Genomic DNA, 24,548 nt, shown 5'->3' with positions numbered 1-24,548 from the left:
TGCGTGTCCCAGGAGGCAGCAGTCGTGAGTAAGAGCACCCCCATCCCCACGGCCGACCGGACCTTCACGGTCCCCGGCCCGAACGGGGCCGCCGCACCGGTGGCAGCCCCACGGATGGTCAAACAGCGCCGGCGCAGACCGGGGCTCATCGCCCTGTCCGTCGCGCTGATCGCGGCGGGCGGGCTGTCCGGCGCCGTCCTGTACTCCGCGTCGGGACAGCGCACCGCAGTCCTGGTCGTGACACGGGACGTACCCGCCGGCGCGATGCTCTCGAAGGCGGACCTGGGTGAGGTGTCCGTCGCGCTCGACCCGGCAGTCAAGTCCGTGGCGTCCTCGAGGTCGCGCAGCATCGTCGGGCAACGGGCCGCCACCGATCTCCGGGCCGGATCGCTGCTTGCACCGTCCCAAGTCACGGACAAGTCCCTCGTGGGGCCCGGCCAACAGGTCGTCGGAGTGAGCGTGAAGCCTTCCCAGCTGCCCGCCACCCGCCTCTCGCCGGGGCAGCAGGTACTGATCGTGAGCACCCCGGACGCTGATCAGACTGCGACACAGCAGGAGACCGGCCTCGAACGGACACCGAAAACGCTCGCCGCGTCCGTGGTGACCGTGGGCGCTCCGGCGGCGGGTACCGGCAACGTCGTCGTCGACGTCGCGGTCCCCGTGAAGGACGGGCCGGGCCTCGCCGCCCAGGCCGCCACCGGGAACGTCGCCGTGATCGTCGCCGCCCGGGACGGCCGCTGATGGCCGTCATCGCTCTGGCCGGGGGACTCGGCGCCCCCGGAGTCACCACCACGGCCATGGCCCTGCTGCTCTCGTGGCCGTTGCGGACGGGGCACCGGCTGATTCTCGCCGAGTGCGACCCGGACGGCGGCGCGATCCTGCCCGGCGCTCTGCAAGGGACGCTCGGCAACACCCATGGGCTGCGCAACCTCGCCCTCGCCGGGCGCCAAAACCAGCTCGCCGAGGCGTTCTGGCGCCAGCTGGTCGACGTCACCGACACCGGCAGCCGGGACCGCCTGGTCCTGCCAGGCCTGTACGACCCTGCTCATGCCTCCTCGATGGGACCGGTCTGGGAGCAGCTGGCCCGGATGCTCGCCGGGGTGGAGGAGCATCACCACGACGTCCTCGTCGACCTGGGCCGGCGGGGGGCGTTCGGGCCGTCCGGCGTCCTGGCGCAGCGCGCGGACATGGTGCTGGTGGTGGCCCGCAACACCCTTCGAGGTCTCCAGAGTGCGGAGGTGCGGCTGACCGCTCTGCGCGAGCAGGTCGGAAGCACCCCGGAACTCGGTCTGCTGCTGGTGGACCGGGGTCCGTACAGCCGGGAAGAGGTGCAAAAGCACCTGGGCGCCGACGTCGTGGCCGTGATGCCGTGGCGCCCGGAGGAAGCCGAAGTGCTGTCGGACGGCGCGCGTCAGCCGCGGAAGTTCGAGTCCAGCGCGCTCATGCGCAGCGCGCGGTCGTCGGCGGAGCGCTTGGTGCAGGTCCTCGCGGCCCGCACGGCCCGGCTGGGCTCTCCCGGCCTCGACGGACGGGTGGTGCTCGATGCGCGCTGAGCCGATCTTCCACAATCCGGCGCCCTTCGCCGGGCGGATCGGTACCCCGGCGCAGCCGGCCGAGGTACCGCCCCCCGCCGAGGGGCAGCGGGTCCGCGCGGCCGCGGCCGAGGTGGGGCCGCCGCGGGTCGTCATCGACTACGCGGCGGTCCGGCTGATCAAGAAGGAGGTCGGGGAGCGGCTCACCGCGCTGCTGCGGTCGGACCCTGGCATGTCCGAGGCGGCGCGGGAGCAGCGTGGGCGTGCTCTGATCAACGAGCAGGTGGCGATCTGGTCGGACGCCGAGGCGGTCCACCGTGGGGTGGCCACGACGCCGGCCGAGGACGCGGCGGTCGCCCAGGCTGTTTTCGATCTCCAGTTCCGGGCTGGCCGCCTACAAGCTCACCTCGACAACGACCGGGTGGAGAACATCCTGATCAACGGGTACCGCGAGGTGTGGCTCGACTTCACCGACGGGCGTCGTGTCCAGGTCGCCCCGGTCGCGGACTCCGACGAAGAGCTGCGCGAGCTGCTGCGGGACCTGGCCCGGCGTACGACGGGCCAGAGCGAGCGGAGTCTGTCCACGGCGGACCCGTTCCTCGCGCTCCGGCTGGCCGACGGCTCCCGCCTCCAGGCCATCATCGACGTCACGCCCGGCACCTACGTCGCGATCCGCCGGCACGGCATGCGGCACGCCAACCTGGACGACCTGGTGCGCTTCGGGATGCTCGACACGACGCTGGAACAGTTCCTGCGCGCGTGCGTACGGGCCGAGAAGAACATCATGATCGTCGGCGGGCAGGCGGCGGGCAAGACGACGCTGCTGCGCGCGCTCCTCAAGGAGATCGACCCGGACGAGCGGTTCGCGACGCTGGAGACCGAGTTCGAGCTTTTCGCCCACGAGAACGGCTTCCACCGCCAGGTCGTGCCGATGGAGGCGCGGCAGTCCAACGGCGAGCGGGTCGACGGACACAGCGCGGGCGAGATCTCGCTGATGGACCTGATGTACCGGGCGCTGCGCATGTCGCTGGCCAGAATCGTGGTGGGCGAGGTCCGGGGCCCGGAGATCGTGGCGATGCTCCAAGCCATGACAAACGGTCAGGGCGGCAACCTCTGCACGCTCCACGCCATCCATCCCAGTGTCGTCTTCGACCGGATCGCCGAGCTGTACCTGCTGGCCCAGGCGAACATGTCTGAACAGCTGGCCTACCGGCAGGCCGCGAACGGCCTGCACTTCATCGTCTTCGTGAGCTCCGTCGACGAGACGAAGATCGCCGGGCACCGTCACCGGTTCCTGAGCCACGTCGTGGAGGTGACGGGCATCGGTGAGGGCGGGCGGCCGGACACGAACACCATCTTCGGGCCCCGTCCGGACTGGAACGAGCCGCGCGCGGTTCCGCTGATGTTCCCGAGGTGCATCAACGACCTGCGGCGGGTCGGGTTCGACGCCGACCTTCTGAACGCACCGCAGGGCACGTGGCCCGGAGCGCTGCCGCTCAAGATCAGGGAGGTGTCGTGATGGACGCACTGCTGCCGTGGGTTCTGTGCGGGCTCGCGCTGTCCGGCGGGCTGGTCGGCGTGGTCGCCGGGGTCGTCGGCACGACCTTGCCGAAGGGCTCGCCCTTCGGCGCGCGGGTCCGGGCGCGCACCGGGTACGCCAGCCGGGACGCCCGTGCTCGCCGCCGCAACCGGCTGATCGCTGGTGGGGTGGCCGGTGCGCTGCTGTGGCTGGTCACCGGCGTTTTCGTGCTGGGTGTTCTTGTCCTGGTCGCCACGGTGGGCGTGCCGTGGCTGCTGGCCCCGACGAAGGGTGCGGCCGGACGGATCGGGAAGCTGGAAGCGCTCGGGGACTGGACGCAGCGCCTGAGCAACGTCCTGCGGCTCGGCCGCGGGCTCGACGAGGCGCTGAAGGTATCCCGCAAGGGCGTTCCGGACGCGATCCAGCACGAAGTCGGCGACCTGGTGGACCGGCTCCAGGTGGGATGGCGGCCGACCGAGGCGCTCCGGTCGTTCGGTGACGCCCTCGATGACGTGACGGCCGACAAAGTCGTCGCGGCGCTGATCCTCTCGGCTTCCGACCGGGGTCCCGGCCTCGCTCAGGCGCTGGACGATCTCGCGGAGTCCGTGCACGAGGAGGTCGCGAAGCGGCGATCCATCGAGGCCGACCGGGCCAAGCCCCGCACCACCGTGCGGTGGATGACCGTCATCACCCTCGGTGTCGTGGGCGTCGGCATGCTTGTCCCCAGCTACTCGGCTCCCTACGGCACACTGCTCGGCCAGCTGGTGCTGGCGCTGCTGGTGGCCGGGTTCGTCGCGGTCCTGGCCTGGATGCGGTCGCTGGCCGACCACAAGCCAGTTCCCCGGTTCCTCGTCGCCGACCCGCGCAGCCGAGTCGCCGTCGGCCCGCCGTCCGGTGACGGCCCAGTACTTGAGGAGACCCTGTGATTTCCGTCGGAGCGGTTCTGGCCGGCAGCACCACCGGTGCGGGCGCAGCCCTGCTCATCAGGGAGCTGGTCCGTCCCGCGCCGGCGCTGGGGCCCGCCCTGCAACGGCTGAACCGGCCGGTGGTGCCTCCCCCCGAGGCCGTGGGCGCCGACCGTGACGAGCGGTGGGGCGCCTGGCTCGTGGACCATCTCGGACGGCTTCCGGGCGTACGGATTCCCCGCCGGGACCTGTCGCTCGTCGGCCAGACACCGGGGAAGTTCATGCTGACGAAGGTCGCCCTCGGCGCGGCCGGACTGCTCTTTCCCCCGCTGTCCACGATCCCGTTCCTGCTGCTGGGGATGGCGTTCTACCTGCCGGTCGGCGCAGGCCTGGTGTTCGGCGCGGCCCTGTGGTTCGCACCGGACCTCGCCCTGCGCGACCAGGCGCGCCGGGCCAGGGAAGAGTTCGCCCACGCCATGGCCGCGTACCTCGACCTGGTGGCCCTGCGCCGTGCGGGCAACACCAGCGCGGAGCAGGCGATGGAGCAGGCCGCCCAGGTGGGACAGGGGTGGGCCTTCGTACGGATCCAGGAGGCCCTGGCCCGCTCGCGGGTCGACAAGGTGCCCCACTGGGAATCGCTGGACCGGCTGACCGCCGAGCTCGACCTACCGGTGCTGGAGGATCTCGCGGCGATCATGCGTCAGTCCAGCGATGACGGGGCGTCCGTCTACGCAACCCTCAGGTCGCGGTCGAGGAACCTGCGCGCCGAGCTGCTGTCCGGGCAGGCCGCCGAGGCCAACGCCGACAGCGAGAAAATGACCGCGCCCGGGGCCTTCCTCGCCGTGCTGGTCATGCTCCTCATCGCTTTTCCTGCGGTGATCCGCATTCTGAACAGCTGACACCGAACCCGAACCCGAATACGCACGAGGGAGACATCGTCATGCGCAAGCTCGCCGTCACTCTGTCCGCCGCCCGTCAGTGGCTCCGGGCACGGACCGATCAGAGCGGGTCCCCGGACCGGGGGGACATCTCGATCACGACCGTCATCATCTGGGTCGCCGCAGTCGCCGGGGCCCTGGTCATCGCGGGCACCATCGCCGTGGTCGTCACGAAGTACAACGGCCTTCTCGCAGGCATCTGACGCCGTGAGAGCAACGCCAGGAACAAAGCAGGTCCACCGGCGAGTGCGGGGCCTGCGCGAGCGGACCGCGGACGACCGGGGAGACTCGTCCGTCCAGATGGCCATCGTCTTCCCGTTCATCATCGTCCTCACGATCGCGGCGGTACAGGTCGGAATGCAGTACTACGCCCGCAGCGTCGCGCTGACCGCTGCCCGCGAGGGCGTCTCCGCTGGCCGCGTCTACCAGGCATCGGTCGGGGAGGGAGCGGCCCGGGCCCGCGAGACGCTGGACCGGATCGCCGGGGACAGTCTGAGCGCGACCGGCGTCAGCACGAGCGGGAGCACCGCCGAGACGATGAAGGTGACCGTGACGGGGCGGGCCGTGTCCCTGCTGCCCGGTGTGCCGGGGAAGCTGATCTCGCAGTCAGCGACCGGCCCGCGCGAGCGGTGGACATCACCGTGATCGCCTCAGTGGGGCGCAGGGCGCGAATTCGCGCCGGACGGCCGCTGGACGACCGGGGCAGCGAGGCGATCCAGGCCGCGATCATCACTCCGCTCCTCATCATGTTCGTGTGCATGGCGGTCGCCGCCGGCCGCTTGGTGACCTCGGGCAGCAAGGTCGACGCCGCCGCGGAGGACGCAGCCCGGGCCGCGTCCATCGAGCGGACCTACGGGGCTGCCACCGCCGCCGCGTCGGCCGCCGCCGCCCGCTCGTTGGACGACCAGGGCATCGCCTGCACGTCGACGCGGGTCTCCGTCGACGCCGCCGGGCTGAACCTCCCCGTGGGTCAAGTCGGGTACGCGACCGTCACCGTCGAGTGCACTGTCGCGTTCTCGGATCTGCTGCTGCCCGGCGCTCCCGGCGCGAAGACGCTGCGCGGGAGCTTCTCCTCCGTCATCGACGCCTACCGCTCCAGGGAGGGCTGACGTGCACAGGTTCAACGAGCCACGGCACCAGGACCGGGGCGGCATCGCCATTTTCGTCGCGGTGTGCGTCGTCGCGCTGCTCGCGATCACCGGCCTCGTCCTGGACGGTGGCGGGAAGCTCCGCGCCACCGAGCGGGCCGACGCGGTCGCCTTCGAGGCCGCGCGAGCCGGCGGACAGGCCATCGACCCCACCGCCGCCGTCACCGGCGAGGCAATCCGGGTGGACCAGCAGAGCGCGGCCGCCGCCGCGTACGCCTACCTGAGCCGGGCCGGAGTCAGTGGGAAGGTCAGCTTCTCCGGCGACAGTTCCCGGCTCACGGTCACGGTCACCGACACCTACGAGACCCGTTTCCTGCCCGTGGTCGGCATCGGTTCCATGCCGGTGTCCGGGCACGGGACCGCCACCTTGCTGCACCAGGCCGGATAGACCGTACAGAGAGGCGTAGTCCATGCCCGATCACTCCCCCACCGGCGTTGTCCGGCCGCCCGTTCGGACGGGCCGCCGGGGCGCGGGCCCCGCAGCGGTACTGCGGGCCCTGGTCAGCCTCGTGGTGCTGATCGCCCTGCTGGCCGGGCTCCCGGCTCTCCTGTGGTGGGGAACGGCCGTGGTCGCTCCGGCCGGGATCAACGCCCTGGGCAGTCTGCTGTCGACACAGGACTCCGGTCAGGTGTTCCTGCTGCTCCTCGCCGTCGCGGGGTGGGCCGGGTGGGCCCTGTTCGCTCTGTCCGTACTGGTGGAAATCCCTGCGCAGCTACGAGGCCGCGCCGCGCCGCGGCTTCGTCTGGCGGTGGGGCAGCGGATGGCCGCGGCCTTGGTCGGCGCGGTCCTGGTGGCTCTACCGGCCGGAACGGCGCTGGCGGCTTCAGCGTCACCCGCCACAGCAGCCCCCGCATCTGCATCCGCTCTCTCCGTGTCCACGCCCAGGGCCTCCACCATCAGCACCGCGCACGGCGCGGACCAGGAGGGCGGCCACGCCGCTCACCTCACGCACACCGTCGTCTCGGCCAGGCCGGCCGAGAGCCTGTGGTCGATCGCGGAACAGCAGCTCGGGGACGGCAACCGGTGGGAGGAGATCGCGTCGCTGAACGCGGGCCGGGTCATGGCCGACGGCCAGGTCTTCCGTGCCGACGGCCCCATTCAGCCCGGTTGGGTCCTGCGCCTGCCCGACACCGCCCGTACCGCCGACGCCGCCAGCAGCGCGCCGCCCGTCGCGCAGAGCGCTGAGGGCGGAGGTATGGCGGCGCAGGGCGCCCCCGGCCGGTCTCCCCGTACGTACACCGTGGAAGAGGGCGACAGCCTCTCGAAGATCGCGACGGAGGAACTCGACGACGAGTCACGGTGGGTGACCATCTTCGAGCTGAACCGCGACCAGGAGCAGCCCGGCGGGGGACGGTTCACCGATCCTGACCGTATCTACCCCGGCCAGCACCTCACCCTGCCTGCGGCCGCTGCCCCTTCGGACGCCACCCCGGAGCAAGCCGCCGGAGACGGTTCCGGCACCTCCAACGAGCGGACGTCCGACACCGCACCGCACAAGGAGGAGTCCCCCGAGGGGGCGTCCCCGCGCTCCGTTGCGCCCAGCTCCGCGCCGGACGCCTCGTCACCTCGCGCCCCGCGGGCGGAGTCCCCCGCGACGTCCGGCACGCCGTCCGTGAGCGCGCCGCCTTCCGCGACCGCCTCACAGCCCTCGGTCCCACCGCAGGCGCGGACCTTCGCCACCGCAGCGCAGCCCGACGGCGGAACCGGCAGTACAGCGCGGCAGGCCGCACTGGTCGGCGGGATCGGGGCTCTGCTGGCCGCCTCACTGGCCGGAGCTCTCGGGGTCAAGCGCGTCCTGCAGCAGCGTCGCCGACGGGCAGGCGAGACCATCACGATCGACGCCGATCCGACGCTGCTGGAACAGGTCCTGAACTCCGGCGGGGAACCCGCGACCGCCGCGCTGCTGGACACCGCGCTCCGTACCCTGGCCAGCACGGCGGGCTCCGACGGACTTCCCCCGATCCGGGGAGCTCGGATCTCCAGCCGTACGGTGCATCTGCTGCCCGACGACAAGAACGCGCCCGCCCCGGCTCCGTTCACCAGCGTCCCCGGCAGCCCAGGCGTCTGGGTCCTGGATCCGGCGGCGGTCCTGCTGGACGGCGACACGGCCCGTCAGGTAGCCGCCCCCTACCCGGGCCTGGTCACCCTGGGCGCGACCGAGGCAGGTGACCTGATCCTCGCCGACCTGATGAACACCGTCCTGCTGCTGGACGGCGACCCGGCCGACGTCCTCGCGATCGCCCGGGCCATGGCGCTGGAGGCGGGCACGAGCAACTGGACCGATCACACCGAGATCATCACCGTCGGACTCGGCAGCCGGCTCGCGACGCTTCTGCCCAAGGGCAGGGTGCAATGCATGCCCACGGTGCAGTCCGTCGTCGCCGACCTCGGCGCACTCCTGGTCGAAGTGCATCAGGACACCGCCCCCCGCCCGCTGCCCTGGTTCCTGATCTGCGCCGGAGACGTGGCCGACGAGCAGGTCTGGCAGCTCGCCGACGCGGTCTCGGCAGCCCGGACGCTGCCGGTCGCCGTGGTTCTTCCTGCCGGGCCGGCCGCCCGCCAGGCCTTCCCCGAGGCCGATGTCGTCACCGTCGCGCCGGACACCCCCGTGTCAGTGCCTCAGCTGACCGAGGGCATGATCCGGCTCCAAAGACTGGAGGAGGAGCAGTACCGGCAGTTCATCCACGCGCTCGAAGTAGCCGACGAACCCGCTCGTCCGGCGGTGGCCGGGTGGCAGCTCTCCGAAGACCACGCGCACGCGGCGACGGCTCCTCGCGCGGTGTACGTCGGCGAAGGCGGAGAGGACCCGGGCAACCCCTTTCCCGCGCTCCTCGCGTTCACCTCCGCTGCCCAGGAAGACAGTGGCCCGGGCGGCGTCCCTGGCGGCGCACGGACGCCGGAGCGGGTCGAAGCCGCGCAGCAGCGGGAGGAGTGTGCTGATCTGCCGCAAATCCGCGTACTGGGCCCTCTGGAGGTCAGCGAGATCAGTGGATCGGGCCACGGCCCGAAGGTCGCCGCGCTGGCCGCATTGATCTTCCTGCGCCCGGGGCGGAGTGCCGAATGGCTGTGCACGGCCATGGACCCGGCATCCCCTTGGTCACCCCGGACGTTGCAGTCGCGCCTCTCCGAACTCCGCGCCCGATTCGGGAACACCGAGGCCGGCGAGCCTCGTCTCCCCCGACCGCAGAACGGCTACCGGTTCCGTCCCGGCGCGGTGACATCGGACTGGGACCGCTTTCAGGCCATGGCCACCCGCGCACTGTCCGCAGGCGCCGAGAGCGGTATCCCCTACCTGGAGAACGCCCTGGGTCTGGTACGGGGAAAGCCCCTTGAGGGCCATGACTATCCGTGGGCGGACTCCGTCCAGCAGGAGATCATCTCCCGTGTGGTCGACGTCGCCCACACCTTGGCTTCCTGGCTCAGCGAAGGGGAGCGGCCCGACCTCGACGCGGCACGGCACGCGGTGCTGCGCGGCCTGGACATCGATGAGACATCGGAGGTCCTCTTCCGTGACTGGATGCGGATCGAGTGGGCTGCCGGAAACGGCCCCGGTGTCCGCAAGGCGATCTCCCGGCTCCAGCAGGTCGCGCGGACCTACGACATTTCTCCAGAGCCTCTGACTGAGCAGACCATGACGCTTGTCCTGTCCGAGGCACCAGGGGCCGTCTTCGTGAGCAAGCCGTAGTTGGACTGTCCGTCGCTGAGACGGGTGCCTCCCTGCCTCGTCTGCGGGAGGCGGCACTCAGCCGGCGTGGCACGGCAGGGGAATTGCCGGTGGTTCACATGGCTGCTGCCCAGTGAACACGCTGGTCCGAACAGCCTTCCTGGAGGGCAAGCCCCCTTCCTGGCAGAAGGGTTCGGACGGTGAGCAGGCCGGGTGAGTGTCGTGGACATCAGCCCCAGAAAGCCAGCCAGAGCCGGTTCCGCTGATAGCCACGACCCGCCACGTGTGGCTCGCTCAGCCCCGTGCTGGGGCTCAGCCCCCTTGCTGTGGGTAGTAACGGTTCGTCAAGACGGCGTTGCACGATGGACACTCCGCCTCCCCCTTCAGGTGATGTCCGTGGTGGCACCACCCGAGGATCGGTCCCCGGGGACCAGGGTCATGTGACGTACGTAGAGGACGCGGCGCCCATACCGCCTCTGACCTGCAGAAACGTCGGTTCGCGAAGGGTCTCTGGCTTCATAACATGATGAAGTCAGAGACCACTGACTGTTTCTCAGAGCAACAGCAGACACGCCGGTTTGACTGTCACTCTCAGGAACAGTGTTATGCAATGATCGACGCGTCACTGTTCCCGAGAGGAAAGGTTTGGGCTCATGTCCGCTGCTGGGCCCGCCCGGATTCGGCGGTTCGTCGACGTCAGCACCGGCGAGCAGGTCGACTTCCACGACCTCGATCACGACGAGCGCGGCCGCCTCGCTTACAACTTCCCTGGAGGCTTCACCGCAGTAAGCAATGAAATCGGACTGGCCATCCTGAACAAGAAGGCAGGGCTCACGCCCTCCGACCGCGACATCCTGGCCCTGCACGTCCACGGTCCCGAGAAGCGGGGAGATGTTCTCCGCTGGTCTCGCCAGAAGATGGCGGAATGGGTCGGGATCACTCCCCGGACGGTGGCGACGTCGCTCAAGAAGCTCACGAAGGCCGCGCTGCTCGTTGAGGCTGAGCGTCACGGCCGGACCATCTACTACCGGGCGACCCCGCACCTGGCATCCAGGATGGGCGGTACCCAACAGACAAAGGACTCCGCGGCGTACCGACGGCCCGTGGCGCCGGGCATCCCCGAGAGGAAGGAATCGGCGTGATGAGTGATCTCGTACGCGACGGGATCGATCCCGCAGTGTTGAACGAGACCCTGTCCCTCCCGCATCCCCAGATGCGGATCGTCATCTACTACCTCACCGCCAAGAAGGACCCCGAGTTCGACGACGCGGTGGTCAAGACCGGCGAGAAGGTCGCGATGGAGATCGGGATGAACCGTCCGCTGCTGTCGCGAACGGTTCCCCAGCTCATCAAGGACGGCTGGCTCAGGGTCGCCTCACGACACGGAAACATCCGGTACTACGGGCTCGGGCCTCGCGCCGAGAGCAAGCCTCGAAGCAACGTGCTTCCGCTCCGACGTTCCGCCTGAGCTACTCACGGGTGGGGCACAGTCTCGGCTCTGACCTGGGATTGTGCCCCACCCGCACACTATCGAGAAGTCCTCGTTCCCCATGTTGTGCTTCTGAGCAACAGTGTGTGGAAACGGCGTTCCTCATACTGTTCCCCGGAGCAACAGTATGAGGAAGTCGGCCCCCTGCCACGGAGAGACCGAACCCCGATCGTGCCGGTACGCCCGGCAGGCGTCGGGCGTACCTGTCGGCCAGGCCGCGCCAGACAGGTACGACCACCCAGCGAGCGGGACGGTCGAGCGCCGGAAGGACCGGGAAACTCGCGCGGTCCGTTGAGGCAACTCCACAGCGCCGGCGGCTCCGAAGCGCGCTCTTCACCTCGGCGGAAGTCGGCGAGGGCCGGGGCCACGTACGGGGTGGCCTCGATCTGCTGTGGTGCTGGCCGGTACGGCAGGTACGTATAAATCGCGGTGAGACGACGCTGATGACCTGGGGCGAGGTCGTGGCAGGGTGCGTCCATGACGATCATGAAGAACGCGCGCGCGATCACCACCCGGGGCGATGTCGGCTGGGGCGTCGACGACCTCGATGGGGATTCGGTGACATCGACTGGGGCCTGACCGATCGCTGAACACACAGAACGTCGTCGGCCGTCGCCCCCGTTCGGAAGCCGAGCGGGGGCGACGACCTGTTCAGGCAGGCAGAGATCTCAAGAACCGCTCTGGGTGGCAGCTTTACGGCGAGGCAGGTGGAAACTGGTCTCGCCGCCGTTGGGGTAGCGGCACTTCGCACCCGCATCGGCCCCGCAGTGCGGGCAGACGACCTGAAGCGGGGTTTTCTTCAGCAGGCGTGCTGCGGGTCGCGGTCGGGGTGGTGCTGTCTTGACCGCGCTACGGTGCGGGGGGTCGGCCGCCGCGCCGAAGTGATGGTTCGGGCAGGGGCCGCTGGCTGTGGTGTTCCAGCGACATGGGCGCTTGTTCTTGCCGATGACGCCGCAGCGGTGTGCGTCTACATCCTCGCCGTGGTGGGGGCATTCATCTCGCGGGAGTTTGCAGGGGCGCCTCGTAGCAGCTCCGATAGCGAGACACCACGACCGGTTCACGCTGGCCTCGCCCTTCGCGGCAGCCTCTTCGACGAGCTCGCGCAGGTTTGCTGCGTCGGGCAGGGCGCGCCACCACTCTGGTGACGCGAAGATGCCAACCCAACCCGTACCGTCGGTCGAGAGTGAAGCTGGCAACGTTCTGGACTCCGGCACAGTGGATGGCTCCGTTTCTTGGCGGTTCTGGCGCGGCGGGTCGGGTTCAGGGCTTGTCAGGGTCCTGGAGCCTGCCCGTGGCCGTGACCTTGCACTGGAACAGATGGAATGGACCGCCAGCACGGGAAAGAACGGTGGGTGTGGCGGTGAGTTCGAGGGTCCGCTGACGGTAGCGCCAGCCGGTCCCGTACAGGGAAGTCACGTTGGAGGAATTGGTCTCCCACTCCGCGAGGTGCTGGGTGACGGTGGTGAGTACCTGGTCCTCCGGCTCCAGCAGGGTCACGGCGGAGCCCGGTTCCTGCAGAACCGCGATGATGGTGAGAACGGTCTGCGGGCTGAGCCACGTAACCGGCTTGTCCTCGGCCACGCTGGTCTCAAGTCGCGCAAGGGTGCTTTCCAGAGGATCGTCTGCCCACGGCTTGCTGGTGCGCAGAACGGGATCTACGTTCAGCCACCTCAGCAGCACCCCGCACTCGTGGCCGTTCAGCCCGATCCCGTCCTGGGCGAACAGGCCATGGAAAAAGCGGAGCAGAAGGTCGCGGCGCGTCGGCTGTTGGCGTCGCATCACCAGGCAGTGCCAGCACAGCCAGCCCGGCTGGGCGTAGTAGTGCGGGACCTTCGGGTCGCGGTAGGCCCGCCCGATCTCGTCCCCGCAGCTGTAGCTGTCGCCGCACAGCCCGCAGGAGCCGTCTGCAGTAGCTTCCTTCACCCAGCGGGGCCGAGGGAGTCGGCCGATGCCTGCGGGCCGGTCGACATGGGTACGCCGGCGCAGGCGGCTTTTGTATCCGCCCTTCTCCAGGCACAGGCGCAGTTCGCGGTTGATCTCCCGCAGATCGTGGTCGTCGGCCATGGACAGCCGGGGGAGGTTCACCAGCTTCAGGATCCGCATAAGGAGCTCCTGGTGGTCCTCATTGACGAGCGCGGCAAGGGCCCGGGAAGCCTGGTCTGCGTGCGTGATCAGCTCGGTCCTGGTCATTGCCGTCACAGTGCTGGGGGGCAGGATGTCCTCGGTACTGAACAACGTCATGGCTGGACTCCGTATCTCCGCCGTGGGTGTTGCCCCCACCCTGTGGCTTCCGCCAAGCGCGGATCGGCGCCCGCCACTCGATCGGAGGAAATACATCACCGGCATGGCGCACCAGGAGCTCCGCGCGCACTTCAGCGGCCGAGCGGACGAACTATGCCGCGGTAAATGGTGTCTGGCTACGGTTCGCTCGCCAAGCGCATCGTCGGCCGGATCGAGAAGCTCAACACGTCCGGCCGGTATCCGGACCAACCAGCGGCTGTACGTGGTGCGCCGGCTACCCGGGGTTTGACCGTCCGGTCTCTGTCGAACATCACCGCCTCAGCCGTGCTGCGGCAGTGTCCCTTACCGGGCATGTGCGTTCTCCAGTCATGCGAATGACGATTCTGACTGCAGCTCTCGCTCTCGTGCCCGTTGCACTCCTCGCCGGTGCTGCTCCGGCAGGCGCTGACGTCGTCCGGGGGCCGTGCGCTGGCGGCGCGCACGGGATGCGTGACCGCGCTGACCGGCTGTGTCTGGAGGCCAACGACTCGACCGGACCGTGGGTTGCGCTGCACGTACGAACGCGCTCGGGGCACGATGCCGCCTGGGCGAGCGGGATGGTGTCGGACGGCGGCCGTCTGTGGCTGGAGCGCACGTACCAGGGCCGCGTCGAGCGAGTGTCCGTACGGACCGCTCCACGTGACGGTGCCTCCGGCCAGACTCTCCTGTCTACTGCCGAGGTGGGTGACGGCCCCGGGGTCCGGGTTCGAGCCTGCGCTGATCAGGCCGACGGTTCCCACCGCACGTGTACCAAGGCGAACTGATCTTGACGCGCTGACCTCGACCACAGCCCGGTGAGCACCGAAGAGCAGCAGCACGGTCCCGATCAGGGCGCGGCGGTCTCCGACTCCCTGAGGCGTCCGTACGGCCGGGGAGGGCGATCAGGGCCCGCTGGGACAGGCCGTAGTCAAGCGCGGCTGTAGCCGCCGGGCCGCTGTCTCGCGTGCGAGACGTCCCGGGCCCGGCGGCGACGGCGTTGTGGATCGCGGCCAGGGCGTCGGCGACGTCGAGGAACCGGTACGACTGGGCGCGGCTGATGCCGAACTCCGCCCCAGTACGACTCCCGCTGCTGGAGCCGAGGGGTGCCCAGACGCGCGCGGCGTGGGCCGCGCGGACCAGGGCGGCGAGCAGCGCGACGGAGCGCTGGACGTCGTCCATCGCCTCGCGCAGCCCGGCCGTCATCTCCCGGGCCCGGGCGACGGTGAGCGGCGGCTGCGCCGGTTCGACGCTGTGCTCCTGGTCCTCGTTGTGCTCGCCCACGACTCCATCGTCCTCCGTCAGCCCTACCAGGGCGTGCGGAAGCGCGGGCGTGGGCGCGGGCCGGCTCCCCAGCGGTACGCAGACCGGGCGGGATCGTTGAGCCCGGCATGGAGCTGTCGGAGCTGGTCGAGGTGCTGTCGGACGCGGCGTGCGAGGTGTGGGAGGCAGTGGACAAGGAGGGATGGTCGGCGTCGTCGGCGTCGGACACGCTGGCCACCGTGGACGCTCTGGTCGACGCGCTCGCCCGGCTCGGGCCGCAGTTCGCCGGGGCACTGGCACCCGTGCTCGCCGCGACCGCGGCGGCCCGCGCGCTCCTCATGAAGTCCGACGACGGGCGGGATGCCTCGGGTCTGCCGGGGCCTCCCCGGACGGCTGCGGCTCCGGCGCCGGCGGGGCGGCACACCGTTCCAGAATTCTGGATCGCCCGGGACATGGTGGTGGCCGAGCAGCTGTGGTGGGGCGAGCAGGAAGGCCGGGGCGGGCCGCTCGCGGTCATGTTCGCCGCGCTGCCGCCCCACGCCATGGAAGAGGCAGTCCATCGGCGGCGTCAGGGTGAGGTCTGGCACGAGGTTTTGGAGGACCTGACCCGCCGCCGCGCTGGCTGAGGCAGCCCACCTCACAGGCTCACAGGACGGTCCCGTCGCCGCCCGGGTGGATACGGCCGTGGCTTCGATCGGAAACGCCCTGGCCCTGGCAGTTGCGATGCCGGGGTCAGGGCGTTGTCACCGGGGATGGCTATCCGAGCCAGACTATGTTCAGGACCGTCAGGCTGTGCAGGGGCCGGTTGATCCAGAAGGTGACGGAGAGCTGGCCGACGGCGGCGTAGCGGATGTCCTCGCCCTCTTCGTCGCTAGTGTCGAACTGCCGAAACCCCCACGGATCGTCGGCGGCCGCGGCGAGGATGTCCCACGCGGTGTCCACCGCGTGTTCGGGCAGGGCGTCGAGGGTCTTGGCGGCCGGGGCGGAGACGCGGACCGCGTACGGCGAGGTGCTCACCGGCGACGGCGGCGGAGCTCCGCCAGGTCGACGGCGTCGCTGTCGTCGTAGCCGGAGGCGACGAACGCGTCGACGGCCGGGGCGTGCGCGATGCGGCTCTGCCAGTCCTGGAGGACCTCGTACAGCCCGGCGAGAGAGAACGTGCGCCGGGATTCCTCGAGCGCGGCCGCCCACTGCCGCTCGAAGGCTGGCACCCACCGGTCCGCGCGCTTGTCGGCGCGCAGCTGGGCGAGGAGTTCGGCCGGCGCTCCGGGTGCGGGGGTGTACGGCAGGGCGGGTGCGTGGTCGGGCTGCGCGCTCATCTGGTCCTCCCGGCGGGTCGTCACCTCACCGTACGCGCGCCAGGTAGCCGTGGAAGCGGACATGGGTGGATCCCCTTCTACCGGGTGCGCAGGGCGCGGGCGACGGCCTGGGCGTGCTGGCGCAGCGGCAGGTCCTGCTTCTCCCAGGTAGCCGACAGGTAGTTGAGGAGTTCGGCCGTCGCGCGTTCTGAGTCGCTCGGGTCGGTGGTCAGCAGCCGGTCGGCGGCGTAGGCGACGTCTTCGGCCGGGTGGGAGTGCTCCTGGTCGTCGACGGGTCGGTAGCAGGCGGTCAGGGTGAGGGTGTACTCGTTGCCGGTGCGGGTGAGCGCGGTGACCGTGTTGAGGTTGAGCGGGCCGGAGGATGGCTGGTCGAGGGCGGCGCGGATGAAGTGCGGGTGGTTGCCGATCGCGGCGGCGACGGCGTCCCAGGCGTAAGCGACCCGCTCCGCGTCGGGGTCCGGTTCCACAGTGGTCAGGGAGAGCTCGAAGCCGGTGCCGTCGGCGTCGCGGAACCAGACGCTCTCGTCGCCGGGCGCGGCCGGGGCGACGTAGGTGATGTGCGGGCTGCGGCGCAGCGCGTCGGCGATACGGACGGCGTCGTGGTCGGCGTCGAGCAGCGGGCTCTTGTCGCGGTCGATGAGGGAAGGGTCGGTGGTCATGGGCGCTTTTCGTCTTCCTTCTGGGGCAGGTGGGTGGGTCACTGCCGGGGCTTCTTCGCGGGGAGGGCGCGGCCGCACACGTGCCCGTCGGGCGTGCCCCATCCGCAGAACCCGCCGTACGGCAGATCGGCGGCGGTCAGCGGGATCAGCCCGGCCCAGCCCTCGCCGTGCTCCCGGCACAGCAGGACACCGTCGAGGTCCGGGTGCTGGTAGGCGACGGCGCGGGCCTGGGCTCGTGCGGGGCTGTGGTCGGGCTCAGGCACCGGTGCGCTCCGGGAGGCCGGGGCCGGTGGGCGAGAGCTGGGTGGCGCAGGGGTCGGGCCGGCGGGTGGCCTGGACCCAGCCGGTCGGCGACGCGTAGGCCATGTTCGAGGTGGCGTGGCAGGTGACCGGCTCGGTGTCGCCGTCGAGGAGGACGCGCAGGTACGTGCCGGCGGTGTCGACGATCGTGCCCTCCCGGTCGGTCCAGCGGACCCGGCCGCCGATGGTGGCGCGGGCACCGAGGCGTTCGGGCAGCTGGTAGTAGGTGTTGATGTAGTCGAGGTCGTGGGCCTGGCGGCGCCTCGCGCGGTAGTCGTCGTCGAAGTCGTCGTCGTCGTACGGCATGGGTTCCTCCTGTCGAGGGGGTGGGGGTGCGCGTGCTGGTGGGGCTGCGGGACACTGGTGGCTCGGGTCCCCGGCAGCTGACATGCCGGGGACCCGAGCCGTTCAGGGACGGGCGGCCGAGGTCTGCTCGATGATGTGGCCGTAGCCGAACGGGCGGCGGGTGGTGTAGCCGAGGCCGGTCAGGACCGTGCCGAGGGCGGTGTTCATCGCCGCGCGGACGGTCTCGTAGCGGATCACGGCCTCATGGTCCGTCCGGCCGGCGTCGACCATGTCGAGCGCCTGGCGGTCGAGGCGGGCGTGGGGCAGCCAGTCCACGACGACCTGGCCGTCGTCGTCGAGGCAGACCACGACGCCGCCCTGGTCCTCGTCCGTCGTGCACTGTCCGAGCGGTACGACGTACAGCCCGGCGGCGGCGAGGTCGAGGCGAACCTGTTCGACGAGCAGCTCCGGGGCGATGGGCGTGAGGTCCTCGGCCAGGCGCAGGAGGGTGTCGGCTTCTTCCTCCTGGCGCTGGTAGTCGTCGGCGGCCTGCCGGTTCGCGTCCCGTTCGGCGTCGTTCTTCGGGTCCGGGTACGGGTAATTGATGCTGGCCATGGGGGCTCCGAATTTAGTATTCGAGGTCGAGGTAATCGATGTCGTTGATTTCCACGTCGGACAGTCCCATGGCCCGGCCACCACCGTCCTGGAAATACACGTCCTTGAATCCTTCGGCGATGATTTCGCGCATCTGCTGGTCGCTGGAGCCCGTGTCGCGGGCGTCGAACAGGCGTTGCGCGTACGTCGCGGGAAGCTTGACGGTGAGGCGGCGGAACCGGCCGTCGTCGGTCGATCCGGCGGACGATGTGTACCCGAACCGGGCGCGGGTCTCCACCGTGATCCCGCCGGAGGCGGCGGCCTGCTGGCGCCGGCGTTTGCGGACCTGGGGCTGCCACCGGGCCCGTACGGCGTCGTCGATCTTCGAGGCGACGTCGGCGCGGGGGTGCTTGCGGGCGCCGCGCCGGTAGCGGTTGACCGAGTCGGCGGTGACGCCGAGCTCCTGGGCGACGGCCTGCGCGCTGCCCAGTTGGCGGAGCAGGTAGCGGATCTGGCCCTTGAGGGTCTTCGGCGGCTGGCGGGTGACGTGCTCCCGGTCGGCGCGCTCGATCGCGTCGTCGATCTCGCCCACGGTCCTACTCTCCTTCGTCGAGGACGGCGTCGCCGCCCTTGATGTGGCGGGCCGGGTTGAGGCCCTTCTCCATCAGGTCGACCGCCCAGTCCATCGGCTGGACGCCTTCGAGCTTCGCCAGGCCCGGGGTGGGGCCGAGGCGGAAGGCGCCGGGCTGCGGCTTCCCGGACGCCGCGTAGGGCAGGAAGTCGAGCGGGCTGGCGCTGGGGGCCGGGTAGACGACGCAGTCGGACAGCACCGCGACCGGGTACATGCCGGTCATCTTCGCCATGTTCGCCATCTTGCGGTGCATGTTGACCCGGGACTTCGCGATGACGGCGGCCCGGATGTCGGGGCGCCAGGTCGGGCGCATCATGGCCGGCCACGGCTCACCGTCCTTGTGGCCCTTGCCCTGCGGGTTCTCGAACAGCTTGCCGACGCCGCCCTTCACCGCTCCCTTGATCCCGGCGAGCACGGCGGTCAGTACCGGGTCGACCTGCTTGTGCCGCTCCATCGCCGCAAGGAACTCCGCCTCGGTGAGGTCCTTGGTGACGCCCATGTCGGCGAGGGTGTCCATGTAGGCGGTCTTGAGGCGGTCGTGCCACGGGTCGAGATACGCACCGGTCTCCCGGCGCAGGTATGCCTCCAGGGGTTCGACGTTGTAGCCGAGCTCCTGGGCGTAGGCGACGGTGTGCGTCTGGTACCAGGCCGGTCCCGTCGGGTGCTCGCCGGTCGGCGTGAACGGCGACGGCAGGCGAGGGTCGAACTTCACGTGAGAGAGGTCGACCAGCCACGAACCCGGGATCTTCGGGTTGAACTTGGGGCCGACGAAGTGGTCGGGAGCGGACAGGCCGACCGTGAGCCGGGCTGCGGAGGCGAGGAACGCCGTGTTCATGTCCAAGCCCACCGCGTACGGGAGCATGCACTCGTCGTAGGTGAGGCTGTCCACCGGCCGGACCCACTGGTACGCCTCCTCCCGAAGGAAGCCACCCTTCCAGCCGATGTTGAAGACGGCCGGGTGCTCGATCTGGCCCTCCGGCGGCGCCGGGTCCATCGGCTCCGTCCCCAGGCTGCCGGGGTTGTGGCCGGACACCCAGTTGCCGGTCTCCTCGTCCCGCACGGCGCGCGTCGGCGGGCGCAGCGCGGTCATCAGTTCCAGGCCGGAGACAGCGGTGGATCCGCGCGGGGTGATGACGCGCTGGGCGAAGAGGCCGAGGACCTGGGCGATGTCGGCCGGTGCCATGTCCGCGACGCCGGGCCAGGAGCGGGTGTCGAGGGCGTCCCAGGGCAGGATCGCGAGCTGCACGCACTGCCGCTCGCGGCCCTGCGCCTTGCGGTAGATCCGGGCCCAGGGGCCGAAGCCGCGCTTCGTGAGCTGCCACTTCGCCTTGAGGACCTGCTTGACGACCGGGTGGTCCTCCTCCAGGCGCAGCCCGCGGCGGTCCTCCAGGCGCTCGGGCAGCCCGAACTTCACCGCGGCTGCGGTGGTGAGCACGATCAGCGGGTCGGAGTCCTTGCCGTTGCGGTGCAGCTTCGGCGCACCGAGGCCGGACTCGCGCAGCGTCCACTCCACGAGCTCCACGATCGTGGTCGCCGGGCAGTGGAGCACGAGGTCGTCGATGCCGTACGCGGAGCCGTGCTCGTCCAGCACGGCGAGCGGCCCGTGCGGGAAGCGCGGGTCGATCGCGGGCTTCGCAGCCTTGGCGGCCTTCTTCGCTGCCGGGCGGCGCGACGACGACGCCGGACGGGCGGCCGGGCGCTCCGGTACGGCCGAGGCGACGGGCGCCGGGGCCGGCGCGACCGTCTCCGGCTCGTGCACCTCGGGCGTAGCCGGGCCGGCGAACGTGCCCGGCACCGGCTGAGCCTGCGGCACGACAGCCGGGGCGGCAGCGGCGGGGAGGACGTGGGCGGGGTACTTCGCCGCCCACCCGTTCAGCAGCCGCTGGTACGCCTCCAGACGCGGCGACTTCGGCTCGGAACGGCCGTTCTCGTAGTTCTTGATGGACTGCGTCGACGTCTTCAGCGCGACCGCGAGCCGCGCCTGCGTGATACCCGCGGCCTCACGCAACCGGGCCCGCTCCGCCGGAGGCGGCAACTGCGGCTCCTCCTCCAACAACGCGTCGACCAGCTCGAACAGTTCCTCTTCGGATGCCATGGGGGGATCTCCTTTCCAGCGCCCACCCTACCTCTGATTACCCATCAAGTTATCCACTTTCTAGAACCATTTTTTTAACTCGAACGAAAGCCTGAATCGGGCGCTTCGCCGGTCGGATCTCCCACCTGTGACCGGGATCCGTAGTTTGCGGATCCCGGTCACACCACCCTCACGGGTGCGCATGCACCCTCGCCACCTGCGGAAACGGCATATGAGGCTTACAGGAACAGCCCATGTCGGCCACTGCCCGGACGCGGCCCCACCTCCGGGCTTCCAGGGCTCGCCACGCCCTCTCTTTCCTGGGGTCGCGCGGCCGGGGCCGCGGCCGCGCGAGCGCTCCGGTCGGGCCGCCGCGCAGCGGCCGCGCGGCTCCCCTGCCTCGACGCCCACGCTCAGCCACCACTACGGGCGCGGCGGGAGAAGCAGGGGAAGTCAGAGCACTCACCAGGCCACACGTGGACGCAGGCCTCGGCGGTCCTCCAGGCGCTCGGGCAGCCCGAACTTCACCGCGGCTGCGGTGGCGAGCACGATCAGCGGGTCGGAGTCCCAGCCGGCGACGAGCATCCGCACGGGTGGGGGACTTCGAGGGACACTGTGCTGGTGCCGTACGTCGCCCCGGGGTGACCTATCAGGTGGCGGTCTGCTTGCCACTGGGGTAACGAAAGCGCCCCCTGTCCGACCTACCGGCCGAACGAGGGGCGTTGTTCAGGTACAGCGGCATTGGGAGCACCCCCCACAACGGCGGGGAAGGAGTTGAGGCGTTCTCGGCCCCACAATCACCAACTGGTACACCCCCGCATCGGCGGGGAGTGACGGCTTCACCGTAGCGCGCCAGGTTGGCTTCTCTGGTGGTGTCTACGATTGTCGCGGCCGTGTTGTGTTCTGGTGGCGTCCGGTCCGGTGCTCAGGTGCGCTCAGCCCACGTCTTCCGCTGTCCACGAGCCTCTAGGGTGCCTAGGGCCAGACTTGATTCCATGCCTGAAAGGATGCTTTGCAGATGCTTCGCCTGGGCCACCGTGCGTGGGCGGAATGTGCGGCCGAGCAGCTTGTAGTCCGACTCCCACAGATCCTCACGGTACGGCTTCAACCCCTCCTCCAGCGCATCCTGTAGCGCCTCCTCTTGGCCCGGCGTGTTAAGGATTTCCGTCACCTCGCCAAGCGCGTCGGATACGTACAGGTGCAGGGTTTCCAGGGTGGAGGCGAGCGTGTCCCATTTATCCCGTGCGGTCTCGGCGGCCTGAACGGCTTCCTCGCCATCCAGCGCAGCCCACTCTTCCTCCCGCACCACATTGGCCCCGTACTTGGGCCAGGCCAGGGCCAAGTAGGTGAGCGCCGGTGCCGCCTGCTGGAGCTCACTCCAGGCGTCCTCGGCGCCCTGAACCGCTTTGTTGACGGCTTGGCGGCTGACGCCGAGCAGTTCGGCGGCGGCCTGCTGCGAGCCGGCGTCTGTGACGAGTTCCCGGACCAGCTTTCCTCGGACGAGGGACGACTCGGCGCGTTGGCGGGCGGCGCGCTCTTCCTCGCGGCGGATCTTGCGGACCAGGCGGGCGTGGCGGGCGGTAGACACAGGGTTCTCCTCAACGGTAGAGGGGGTTGATCCAGGCGCTGGTGCGGGCCGCGAGGACCCGGTTGAAGGCGGCGACATAGTCGGCCTGGGTGGCGTGCTCGGTGTAGGCGTCCGAGCCAATGGCCGCGTAGGCGTTCAGCGGGTCGTGGTCGAGCATCGTGTAGCCGGTGGCGAGCTCGTAGACGAGGGGGCCGCCGGGCAGTCCGGTTGAGAAGTCGTGGGTGACCAGGACCAGGGCGGCGGCGATGGCGCGGTCGCGGATGTCGGTCGCCCATGCGATCTGCTTGGGGCTGCCGGTCAGGGCGGGGAGGGCGAGCTGGGTGGCGATGCTGGCGTGGATGCGGGCGGCGGTGCGGGCCTGGCGGGCCTGGCGGATGGCGAGGATCCGGCGGCGGTGGGCACGGAGACTCTGAACGTCGATGTCCCAGCGGCCTGCCGCCTTTGTGGCGGCAATGACGCCGGTGCGGCACCAGATGCGGATCGTGGCGGCGGTGACCTTGCTCTTTCGGGCTGCGGTGGCGACGTCCATGCTGTTCTCCCCCTTGGTAACAAAGAGCAGTCAACCCTAGGGTTGCGTCTATGTCAACCCTAGGGTTGCGGGTCGTGCCTGTCGAGTGGACGCGGCGGGGTGTCGGCGGGCCCAGGTCTGCGATCCGCGGGCGACCCTGGTCGCCGGGCAGTAGGCGTGGCAGGATCCGCCCCATGATGATCACAAAGAACACGCGCCCGACCACCCGCGACGTCGGCTGGGGAATCGACGACCTCGGATGGGGTGTTGCCCCTGGGCGCGGCGACATCGACTGGGGCTACGACTTCGGGTGGGGAGTCACCGGTCGGTGCTGACCTCACAGCACGATGCCCCGAACCCGGGAGACCTTGGGTGCGGGGCGTCGTAGCGAACATCGCGCTACCCCTGAGCTACAGGACAGGAAGCGCCTTGGTGTTGTGGCACTCCTCGCAGCTGTTCCAGTTCGCGAACGTATCCATCTCCTCCCGCCATACGTAGATGAGCTCCTGCCACTGGCAGAGCGGGGGAGTGTCGCCGTGCCGGCCCGTTTCGCACCAGGACTGCGTCCCCGAGCGGCGGGCCGACGACCAGGACGGTTCGTCGTAATCCATGCTGAGCGTCACCGCAGGCTCAAGCTGGAGCCATTGCCTGAGGTCCTGGCGTTCCGTTGGCGTCAAGAACAACGTGCCGGGGAGGACCTGCGGCGGCGCAGGGCGGCTCTGCGGCAGGCTGGCTTCCAGGTGCGGGTAACCGGAGTCGAGAGACCTCGCGGCCTGGTCGAGGGGCCTGGTGCCGGAGCCGAGGGGCTTGACGTCGTTGTAAAGCGCGTACTCCCCCTCCTCCTTCCAGTCGTCGTCCCAGAGCTGGAGGTCGAACTCGCGCAGAACCTCCTGCACCTCGGCCTGCCCGGCCCTGATGGCGTCGGGCGTAACCCCGGCCGGGGCGGTCAACTCCCGGCGGACGATCTCGCCTTCTTCGATCTCTTCGTACTCGCCGGCCACGTCGTCGCCGTAGCTGACCCTGCGCAGCTCCACTTCCATCCGCCCGCTCAGATAGACCGGGTGGAAGGTCAGCCGTACCTGCAGCACGTCGGTGGTGAAGTCGTCGCTGTCGCTCATTGTGGTGCCCTCGATTCTGGTGATCGGTTTTGCCGTGGCGGTAGGGCTCGACGTCACGGCAAGTCGGTGCGGCTCCCCTGGCCGGGCGCCGCATCCTGGGCTGCCTTCACGTCCGCCGCCTTGTACCGGGCCTGAGGGCGACCGCTGGTCGGGTGCTCCACCATGTCGTGCCGCTCTACACCCCACCGCGACAGAGCCTTGCGGGCCGTTCCGGTGGCCGAGGTGCCCTTGTAGCCGAGGTGGTCAGCGACCTGGTCGATGGTCCACAGCTCGTGCCGTTCCACGATGGCCATCAGGTCCACGGACTCGACGATCGCTGCGATGTCGAGCTGGCCGTCTTCGTCTTCCGGGTAGCCGTCGAAGTCGGCGTCCTCGTCGTAGTACGGACCGTGGAATTCGTCCCCGACCAGGAACACTCCGTGGGGAAGGGCGGCGTTGATCGCGGTCCGGTAGTCCTCGTCGATGCCGTCGAGGTCGTACTCGTCGACGTAGTCGCCGACGACAATGTTGATGGTGTGGCCGACGGTCAGCTCGTTCGCGCGGTTCAACCAGCTGCCATAGTTGGTGGTGACGGCCATGGTGGTGCTCCTTCGAGTTGGTGTTGGCGGTGCGGATCCCGGCGACGACGGCGGCCCAGACATAGACGCGGTCCATGCCGTTGCGCTGCCAGCGGTTGCCGCCGATCGTGACCATCGTCTCGGTGGAGAAGACGATCGGGCGGGCGGGGCGGAGCATGGCGCCGATGGCGATGCGGCGG

30 protein-coding genes are annotated in these 24,548 nt (G+C 70.0%); 14 read left to right on the top strand and 16 right to left on the bottom strand.

Annotation, left to right across the window (positions count from 1 at the left end; all coding sequences use genetic code 11):
* Positions 1-24 precede the first annotated feature (24 nt).
* The 12 genes from ACWCWD_RS29425 (at position 25) to ACWCWD_RS29370 (ending at position 11,175) form a co-directional block, all read left to right on the top strand.
* Positions 25-741 (top strand): SAF domain-containing protein, encoded by a 717-nt coding sequence (locus tag ACWCWD_RS29425; protein WP_450777384.1) that lies wholly within the window; start codon positions 25-27, stop codon positions 739-741.
* Positions 741-1,553, top strand: a complete 813-nt coding sequence (locus tag ACWCWD_RS29420) for a hypothetical protein (RefSeq protein ID WP_450777382.1) — start codon at positions 741-743, stop codon at positions 1,551-1,553. Before ACWCWD_RS29425 ends, ACWCWD_RS29420 begins: the two co-directional genes overlap by 1 nt.
* Positions 1,543-3,051 (top strand): CpaF family protein, encoded by a 1,509-nt coding sequence (locus ACWCWD_RS29415; protein WP_450777380.1) that lies wholly within the window; start codon positions 1,543-1,545, stop codon positions 3,049-3,051. Before ACWCWD_RS29420 ends, ACWCWD_RS29415 begins: the two co-directional genes overlap by 11 nt.
* A complete protein-coding gene (locus ACWCWD_RS29410) occupies positions 3,051-3,977 on the top strand; it encodes a type II secretion system F family protein (protein ID WP_450777469.1) in 927 nt (308 codons plus the stop codon). The genes ACWCWD_RS29415 and ACWCWD_RS29410 overlap by 1 nt, the downstream gene beginning before the upstream one ends.
* Complete coding sequence (locus tag ACWCWD_RS29405) at positions 3,974-4,855, top strand: hypothetical protein (RefSeq protein ID WP_450777378.1); 882 nt, start codon at positions 3,974-3,976, stop codon at positions 4,853-4,855. The genes ACWCWD_RS29410 and ACWCWD_RS29405 overlap by 4 nt, the downstream gene beginning before the upstream one ends.
* Before the next feature lie 41 nt (positions 4,856-4,896).
* Positions 4,897-5,097: a hypothetical protein gene (locus tag ACWCWD_RS29400; RefSeq protein WP_450777376.1), complete on the top strand. Its 201-nt coding sequence runs from the start codon at positions 4,897-4,899 to the stop codon at positions 5,095-5,097.
* A gap of 4 nt (positions 5,098-5,101) precedes the next feature.
* The gene (locus ACWCWD_RS29395) at positions 5,102-5,539 is read left to right on the top strand and encodes a TadE/TadG family type IV pilus assembly protein (protein ID WP_450777374.1); all 438 of its coding nucleotides are present in this window, start codon (positions 5,102-5,104) and stop codon (positions 5,537-5,539) included.
* On the top strand, positions 5,536-6,003 hold the full coding sequence (locus ACWCWD_RS29390) for a TadE/TadG family type IV pilus assembly protein (protein ID WP_450777372.1): 468 nt from the start codon (positions 5,536-5,538) through the stop codon (positions 6,001-6,003). Before ACWCWD_RS29395 ends, ACWCWD_RS29390 begins: the two co-directional genes overlap by 4 nt.
* Position 6,004: 1 nt before the next feature.
* Positions 6,005-6,430: a pilus assembly protein TadG-related protein gene (locus ACWCWD_RS29385; protein WP_450777370.1), complete on the top strand. Its 426-nt coding sequence runs from the start codon at positions 6,005-6,007 to the stop codon at positions 6,428-6,430.
* Between the two features lie 22 nt (positions 6,431-6,452).
* The gene (locus ACWCWD_RS29380; protein WP_450777368.1) at positions 6,453-9,728 is read left to right on the top strand and encodes a LysM peptidoglycan-binding domain-containing protein; all 3,276 of its coding nucleotides are present in this window, start codon (positions 6,453-6,455) and stop codon (positions 9,726-9,728) included.
* A gap of 632 nt (positions 9,729-10,360) precedes the next feature.
* Positions 10,361-10,849, top strand: coding sequence for a winged helix-turn-helix domain-containing protein (locus tag ACWCWD_RS29375; protein WP_450777366.1), 489 nt, complete (start codon positions 10,361-10,363; stop codon positions 10,847-10,849).
* On the top strand, positions 10,849-11,175 hold the full coding sequence (locus tag ACWCWD_RS29370; RefSeq protein WP_450777364.1) for a hypothetical protein: 327 nt from the start codon (positions 10,849-10,851) through the stop codon (positions 11,173-11,175). The genes ACWCWD_RS29375 and ACWCWD_RS29370 overlap by 1 nt, the downstream gene beginning before the upstream one ends.
* Before the next feature lie 689 nt (positions 11,176-11,864).
* Here ACWCWD_RS29370 and ACWCWD_RS29365 read toward each other — a convergent pair.
* The 3 genes from ACWCWD_RS29365 to ACWCWD_RS29355 form a co-directional block, all read right to left on the bottom strand.
* Positions 11,865-12,257, bottom strand: a complete 393-nt coding sequence (locus ACWCWD_RS29365; RefSeq protein ID WP_450777467.1) for a zinc finger domain-containing protein — start codon at positions 12,255-12,257, stop codon at positions 11,865-11,867.
* A 199-nt stretch (positions 12,258-12,456) separates the two neighbouring features.
* The gene (locus ACWCWD_RS29360) at positions 12,457-13,437 is read right to left on the bottom strand and encodes a hypothetical protein (protein WP_450777362.1); all 981 of its coding nucleotides are present in this window, start codon (positions 13,435-13,437) and stop codon (positions 12,457-12,459) included.
* 708 nt (positions 13,438-14,145) lie between these two features.
* The gene (locus ACWCWD_RS29355; RefSeq protein WP_450777360.1) at positions 14,146-14,736 is read right to left on the bottom strand and encodes a hypothetical protein; all 591 of its coding nucleotides are present in this window, start codon (positions 14,734-14,736) and stop codon (positions 14,146-14,148) included.
* 107 nt (positions 14,737-14,843) lie between these two features.
* Here ACWCWD_RS29355 and ACWCWD_RS29350 point away from each other — a divergent pair, with 107 nt between their 5' ends.
* The gene (locus tag ACWCWD_RS29350) at positions 14,844-15,341 is read left to right on the top strand and encodes a hypothetical protein (protein WP_450777358.1); all 498 of its coding nucleotides are present in this window, start codon (positions 14,844-14,846) and stop codon (positions 15,339-15,341) included.
* A gap of 130 nt (positions 15,342-15,471) precedes the next feature.
* Here the strand turns inward: ACWCWD_RS29350 and ACWCWD_RS29345 are convergent, their stop codons facing one another.
* The 11 genes from ACWCWD_RS29345 to ACWCWD_RS29295 all read right to left on the bottom strand — a co-directional run bounded on the left by ACWCWD_RS29345 (position 15,472) and on the right by ACWCWD_RS29295 (position 22,694).
* Positions 15,472-15,732, bottom strand: coding sequence for a hypothetical protein (locus ACWCWD_RS29345; RefSeq protein WP_450777356.1), 261 nt, complete (start codon positions 15,730-15,732; stop codon positions 15,472-15,474).
* A complete protein-coding gene (locus ACWCWD_RS29340; protein ID WP_450777465.1) occupies positions 15,729-16,034 on the bottom strand; it encodes a DUF6247 family protein in 306 nt (101 codons plus the stop codon). Before ACWCWD_RS29340 ends, ACWCWD_RS29345 begins: the two co-directional genes overlap by 4 nt.
* Before the next feature lie 77 nt (positions 16,035-16,111).
* Entirely contained in the window at positions 16,112-16,693 is a 582-nt protein-coding gene (locus ACWCWD_RS29335; RefSeq protein WP_450777354.1) for a hypothetical protein, read from the bottom strand.
* A gap of 38 nt (positions 16,694-16,731) precedes the next feature.
* Complete coding sequence (locus ACWCWD_RS29330) at positions 16,732-16,956, bottom strand: hypothetical protein (RefSeq protein ID WP_450777352.1); 225 nt, start codon at positions 16,954-16,956, stop codon at positions 16,732-16,734.
* The gene (locus ACWCWD_RS29325) at positions 16,949-17,299 is read right to left on the bottom strand and encodes a hypothetical protein (RefSeq protein ID WP_450777351.1); all 351 of its coding nucleotides are present in this window, start codon (positions 17,297-17,299) and stop codon (positions 16,949-16,951) included. The genes ACWCWD_RS29330 and ACWCWD_RS29325 overlap by 8 nt, the downstream gene beginning before the upstream one ends.
* Before the next feature lie 102 nt (positions 17,300-17,401).
* A complete protein-coding gene (locus ACWCWD_RS29320) occupies positions 17,402-17,893 on the bottom strand; it encodes a hypothetical protein (protein WP_450777349.1) in 492 nt (163 codons plus the stop codon).
* A 13-nt stretch (positions 17,894-17,906) separates the two neighbouring features.
* Positions 17,907-18,464: a telomere-protecting terminal protein Tpg gene (gene tpg / locus ACWCWD_RS29315; RefSeq protein ID WP_450777347.1), complete on the bottom strand. Its 558-nt coding sequence runs from the start codon at positions 18,462-18,464 to the stop codon at positions 17,907-17,909.
* A 4-nt stretch (positions 18,465-18,468) separates the two neighbouring features.
* Complete coding sequence (tap, locus tag ACWCWD_RS29310; RefSeq protein WP_450777345.1) at positions 18,469-20,598, bottom strand: telomere-associated protein Tap; 2,130 nt, start codon at positions 20,596-20,598, stop codon at positions 18,469-18,471.
* Positions 20,599-21,039: 441 nt separating this feature from the next.
* Entirely contained in the window at positions 21,040-21,168 is a 129-nt protein-coding gene (locus tag ACWCWD_RS29305) for a hypothetical protein (RefSeq protein ID WP_450777473.1), read from the bottom strand.
* Between the two features lie 334 nt (positions 21,169-21,502).
* On the bottom strand, positions 21,503-22,165 hold the full coding sequence (locus ACWCWD_RS29300; protein WP_450777343.1) for a hypothetical protein: 663 nt from the start codon (positions 22,163-22,165) through the stop codon (positions 21,503-21,505).
* A 10-nt stretch (positions 22,166-22,175) separates the two neighbouring features.
* Positions 22,176-22,694: a hypothetical protein gene (locus ACWCWD_RS29295; RefSeq protein WP_450777341.1), complete on the bottom strand. Its 519-nt coding sequence runs from the start codon at positions 22,692-22,694 to the stop codon at positions 22,176-22,178.
* Positions 22,695-22,867: 173 nt separating this feature from the next.
* Between ACWCWD_RS29295 and ACWCWD_RS29290 the strand changes: the two genes are divergently transcribed.
* The gene (locus tag ACWCWD_RS29290) at positions 22,868-23,008 is read left to right on the top strand and encodes a hypothetical protein (RefSeq protein WP_450777339.1); all 141 of its coding nucleotides are present in this window, start codon (positions 22,868-22,870) and stop codon (positions 23,006-23,008) included.
* 75 nt (positions 23,009-23,083) lie between these two features.
* On the opposite strand, the gene ACWCWD_RS29285 is transcribed toward ACWCWD_RS29290, so the two are convergent.
* Entirely contained in the window at positions 23,084-23,848 is a 765-nt protein-coding gene (locus tag ACWCWD_RS29285) for a hypothetical protein (RefSeq protein WP_450777337.1), read from the bottom strand.
* Positions 23,845-24,369: a hypothetical protein gene (locus tag ACWCWD_RS29280; RefSeq protein WP_450777335.1), complete on the bottom strand. Its 525-nt coding sequence runs from the start codon at positions 24,367-24,369 to the stop codon at positions 23,845-23,847. Before ACWCWD_RS29280 ends, ACWCWD_RS29285 begins: the two co-directional genes overlap by 4 nt.
* Between the last annotated feature and the right edge of the window lie 179 nt (positions 24,370-24,548).

It is taken from the genome of Streptomyces sp. NPDC001493, from assembly GCF_053597235.1.
The sequence above is the reverse complement of the archived record's forward strand: the minus strand, read 5'-3'. Positions and strand labels throughout refer to the sequence as shown.

What these genes read in the sequence shown, in the direction of transcription:
- ACWCWD_RS29290 (WP_450777339.1), top strand. Translation starts at nt 22,868, where the DNA reads ATGATGATCACAAAGAACACGCGCCCGACCACCCGCGACGTCGGCTGG.
- ACWCWD_RS29420 (WP_450777382.1), top strand. Translation starts at nt 741, where the DNA reads ATGGCCGTCATCGCTCTGGCCGGGGGACTCGGCGCCCCCGGAGTCACC.
- ACWCWD_RS29280 (WP_450777335.1), bottom strand. Translation starts at nt 24,369, where the DNA reads ATGGCCGTCACCACCAACTATGGCAGCTGGTTGAACCGCGCGAACGAG.
- ACWCWD_RS29320 (WP_450777349.1), bottom strand. Translation starts at nt 17,893, where the DNA reads ATGGCCAGCATCAATTACCCGTACCCGGACCCGAAGAACGACGCCGAA.
- ACWCWD_RS29380 (WP_450777368.1), top strand. Translation starts at nt 6,453, where the DNA reads ATGCCCGATCACTCCCCCACCGGCGTTGTCCGGCCGCCCGTTCGGACG.
- ACWCWD_RS29400 (WP_450777376.1), top strand. Translation starts at nt 4,897, where the DNA reads ATGCGCAAGCTCGCCGTCACTCTGTCCGCCGCCCGTCAGTGGCTCCGG.
- tap (WP_450777345.1), bottom strand. Translation starts at nt 20,598, where the DNA reads ATGGCATCCGAAGAGGAACTGTTCGAGCTGGTCGACGCGTTGTTGGAG.
- ACWCWD_RS29295 (WP_450777341.1), bottom strand. Translation starts at nt 22,694, where the DNA reads ATGGACGTCGCCACCGCAGCCCGAAAGAGCAAGGTCACCGCCGCCACG.
- ACWCWD_RS29340 (WP_450777465.1), bottom strand. Translation starts at nt 16,034, where the DNA reads ATGAGCGCGCAGCCCGACCACGCACCCGCCCTGCCGTACACCCCCGCA.
- ACWCWD_RS29335 (WP_450777354.1), bottom strand. Translation starts at nt 16,693, where the DNA reads ATGACCACCGACCCTTCCCTCATCGACCGCGACAAGAGCCCGCTGCTC.
- ACWCWD_RS29375 (WP_450777366.1), top strand. Translation starts at nt 10,361, where the DNA reads ATGTCCGCTGCTGGGCCCGCCCGGATTCGGCGGTTCGTCGACGTCAGC.
- ACWCWD_RS29370 (WP_450777364.1), top strand. Translation starts at nt 10,849, where the DNA reads ATGAGTGATCTCGTACGCGACGGGATCGATCCCGCAGTGTTGAACGAG.
- ACWCWD_RS29415 (WP_450777380.1), top strand. Translation starts at nt 1,543, where the DNA reads ATGCGCGCTGAGCCGATCTTCCACAATCCGGCGCCCTTCGCCGGGCGG.
- ACWCWD_RS29360 (WP_450777362.1), bottom strand. Translation starts at nt 13,437, where the DNA reads ATGACGTTGTTCAGTACCGAGGACATCCTGCCCCCCAGCACTGTGACG.
- ACWCWD_RS29410 (WP_450777469.1), top strand. Translation starts at nt 3,051, where the DNA reads ATGGACGCACTGCTGCCGTGGGTTCTGTGCGGGCTCGCGCTGTCCGGC.
- ACWCWD_RS29350 (WP_450777358.1), top strand. Translation starts at nt 14,844, where the DNA reads ATGGAGCTGTCGGAGCTGGTCGAGGTGCTGTCGGACGCGGCGTGCGAG.
- ACWCWD_RS29325 (WP_450777351.1), bottom strand. Translation starts at nt 17,299, where the DNA reads ATGCCGTACGACGACGACGACTTCGACGACGACTACCGCGCGAGGCGC.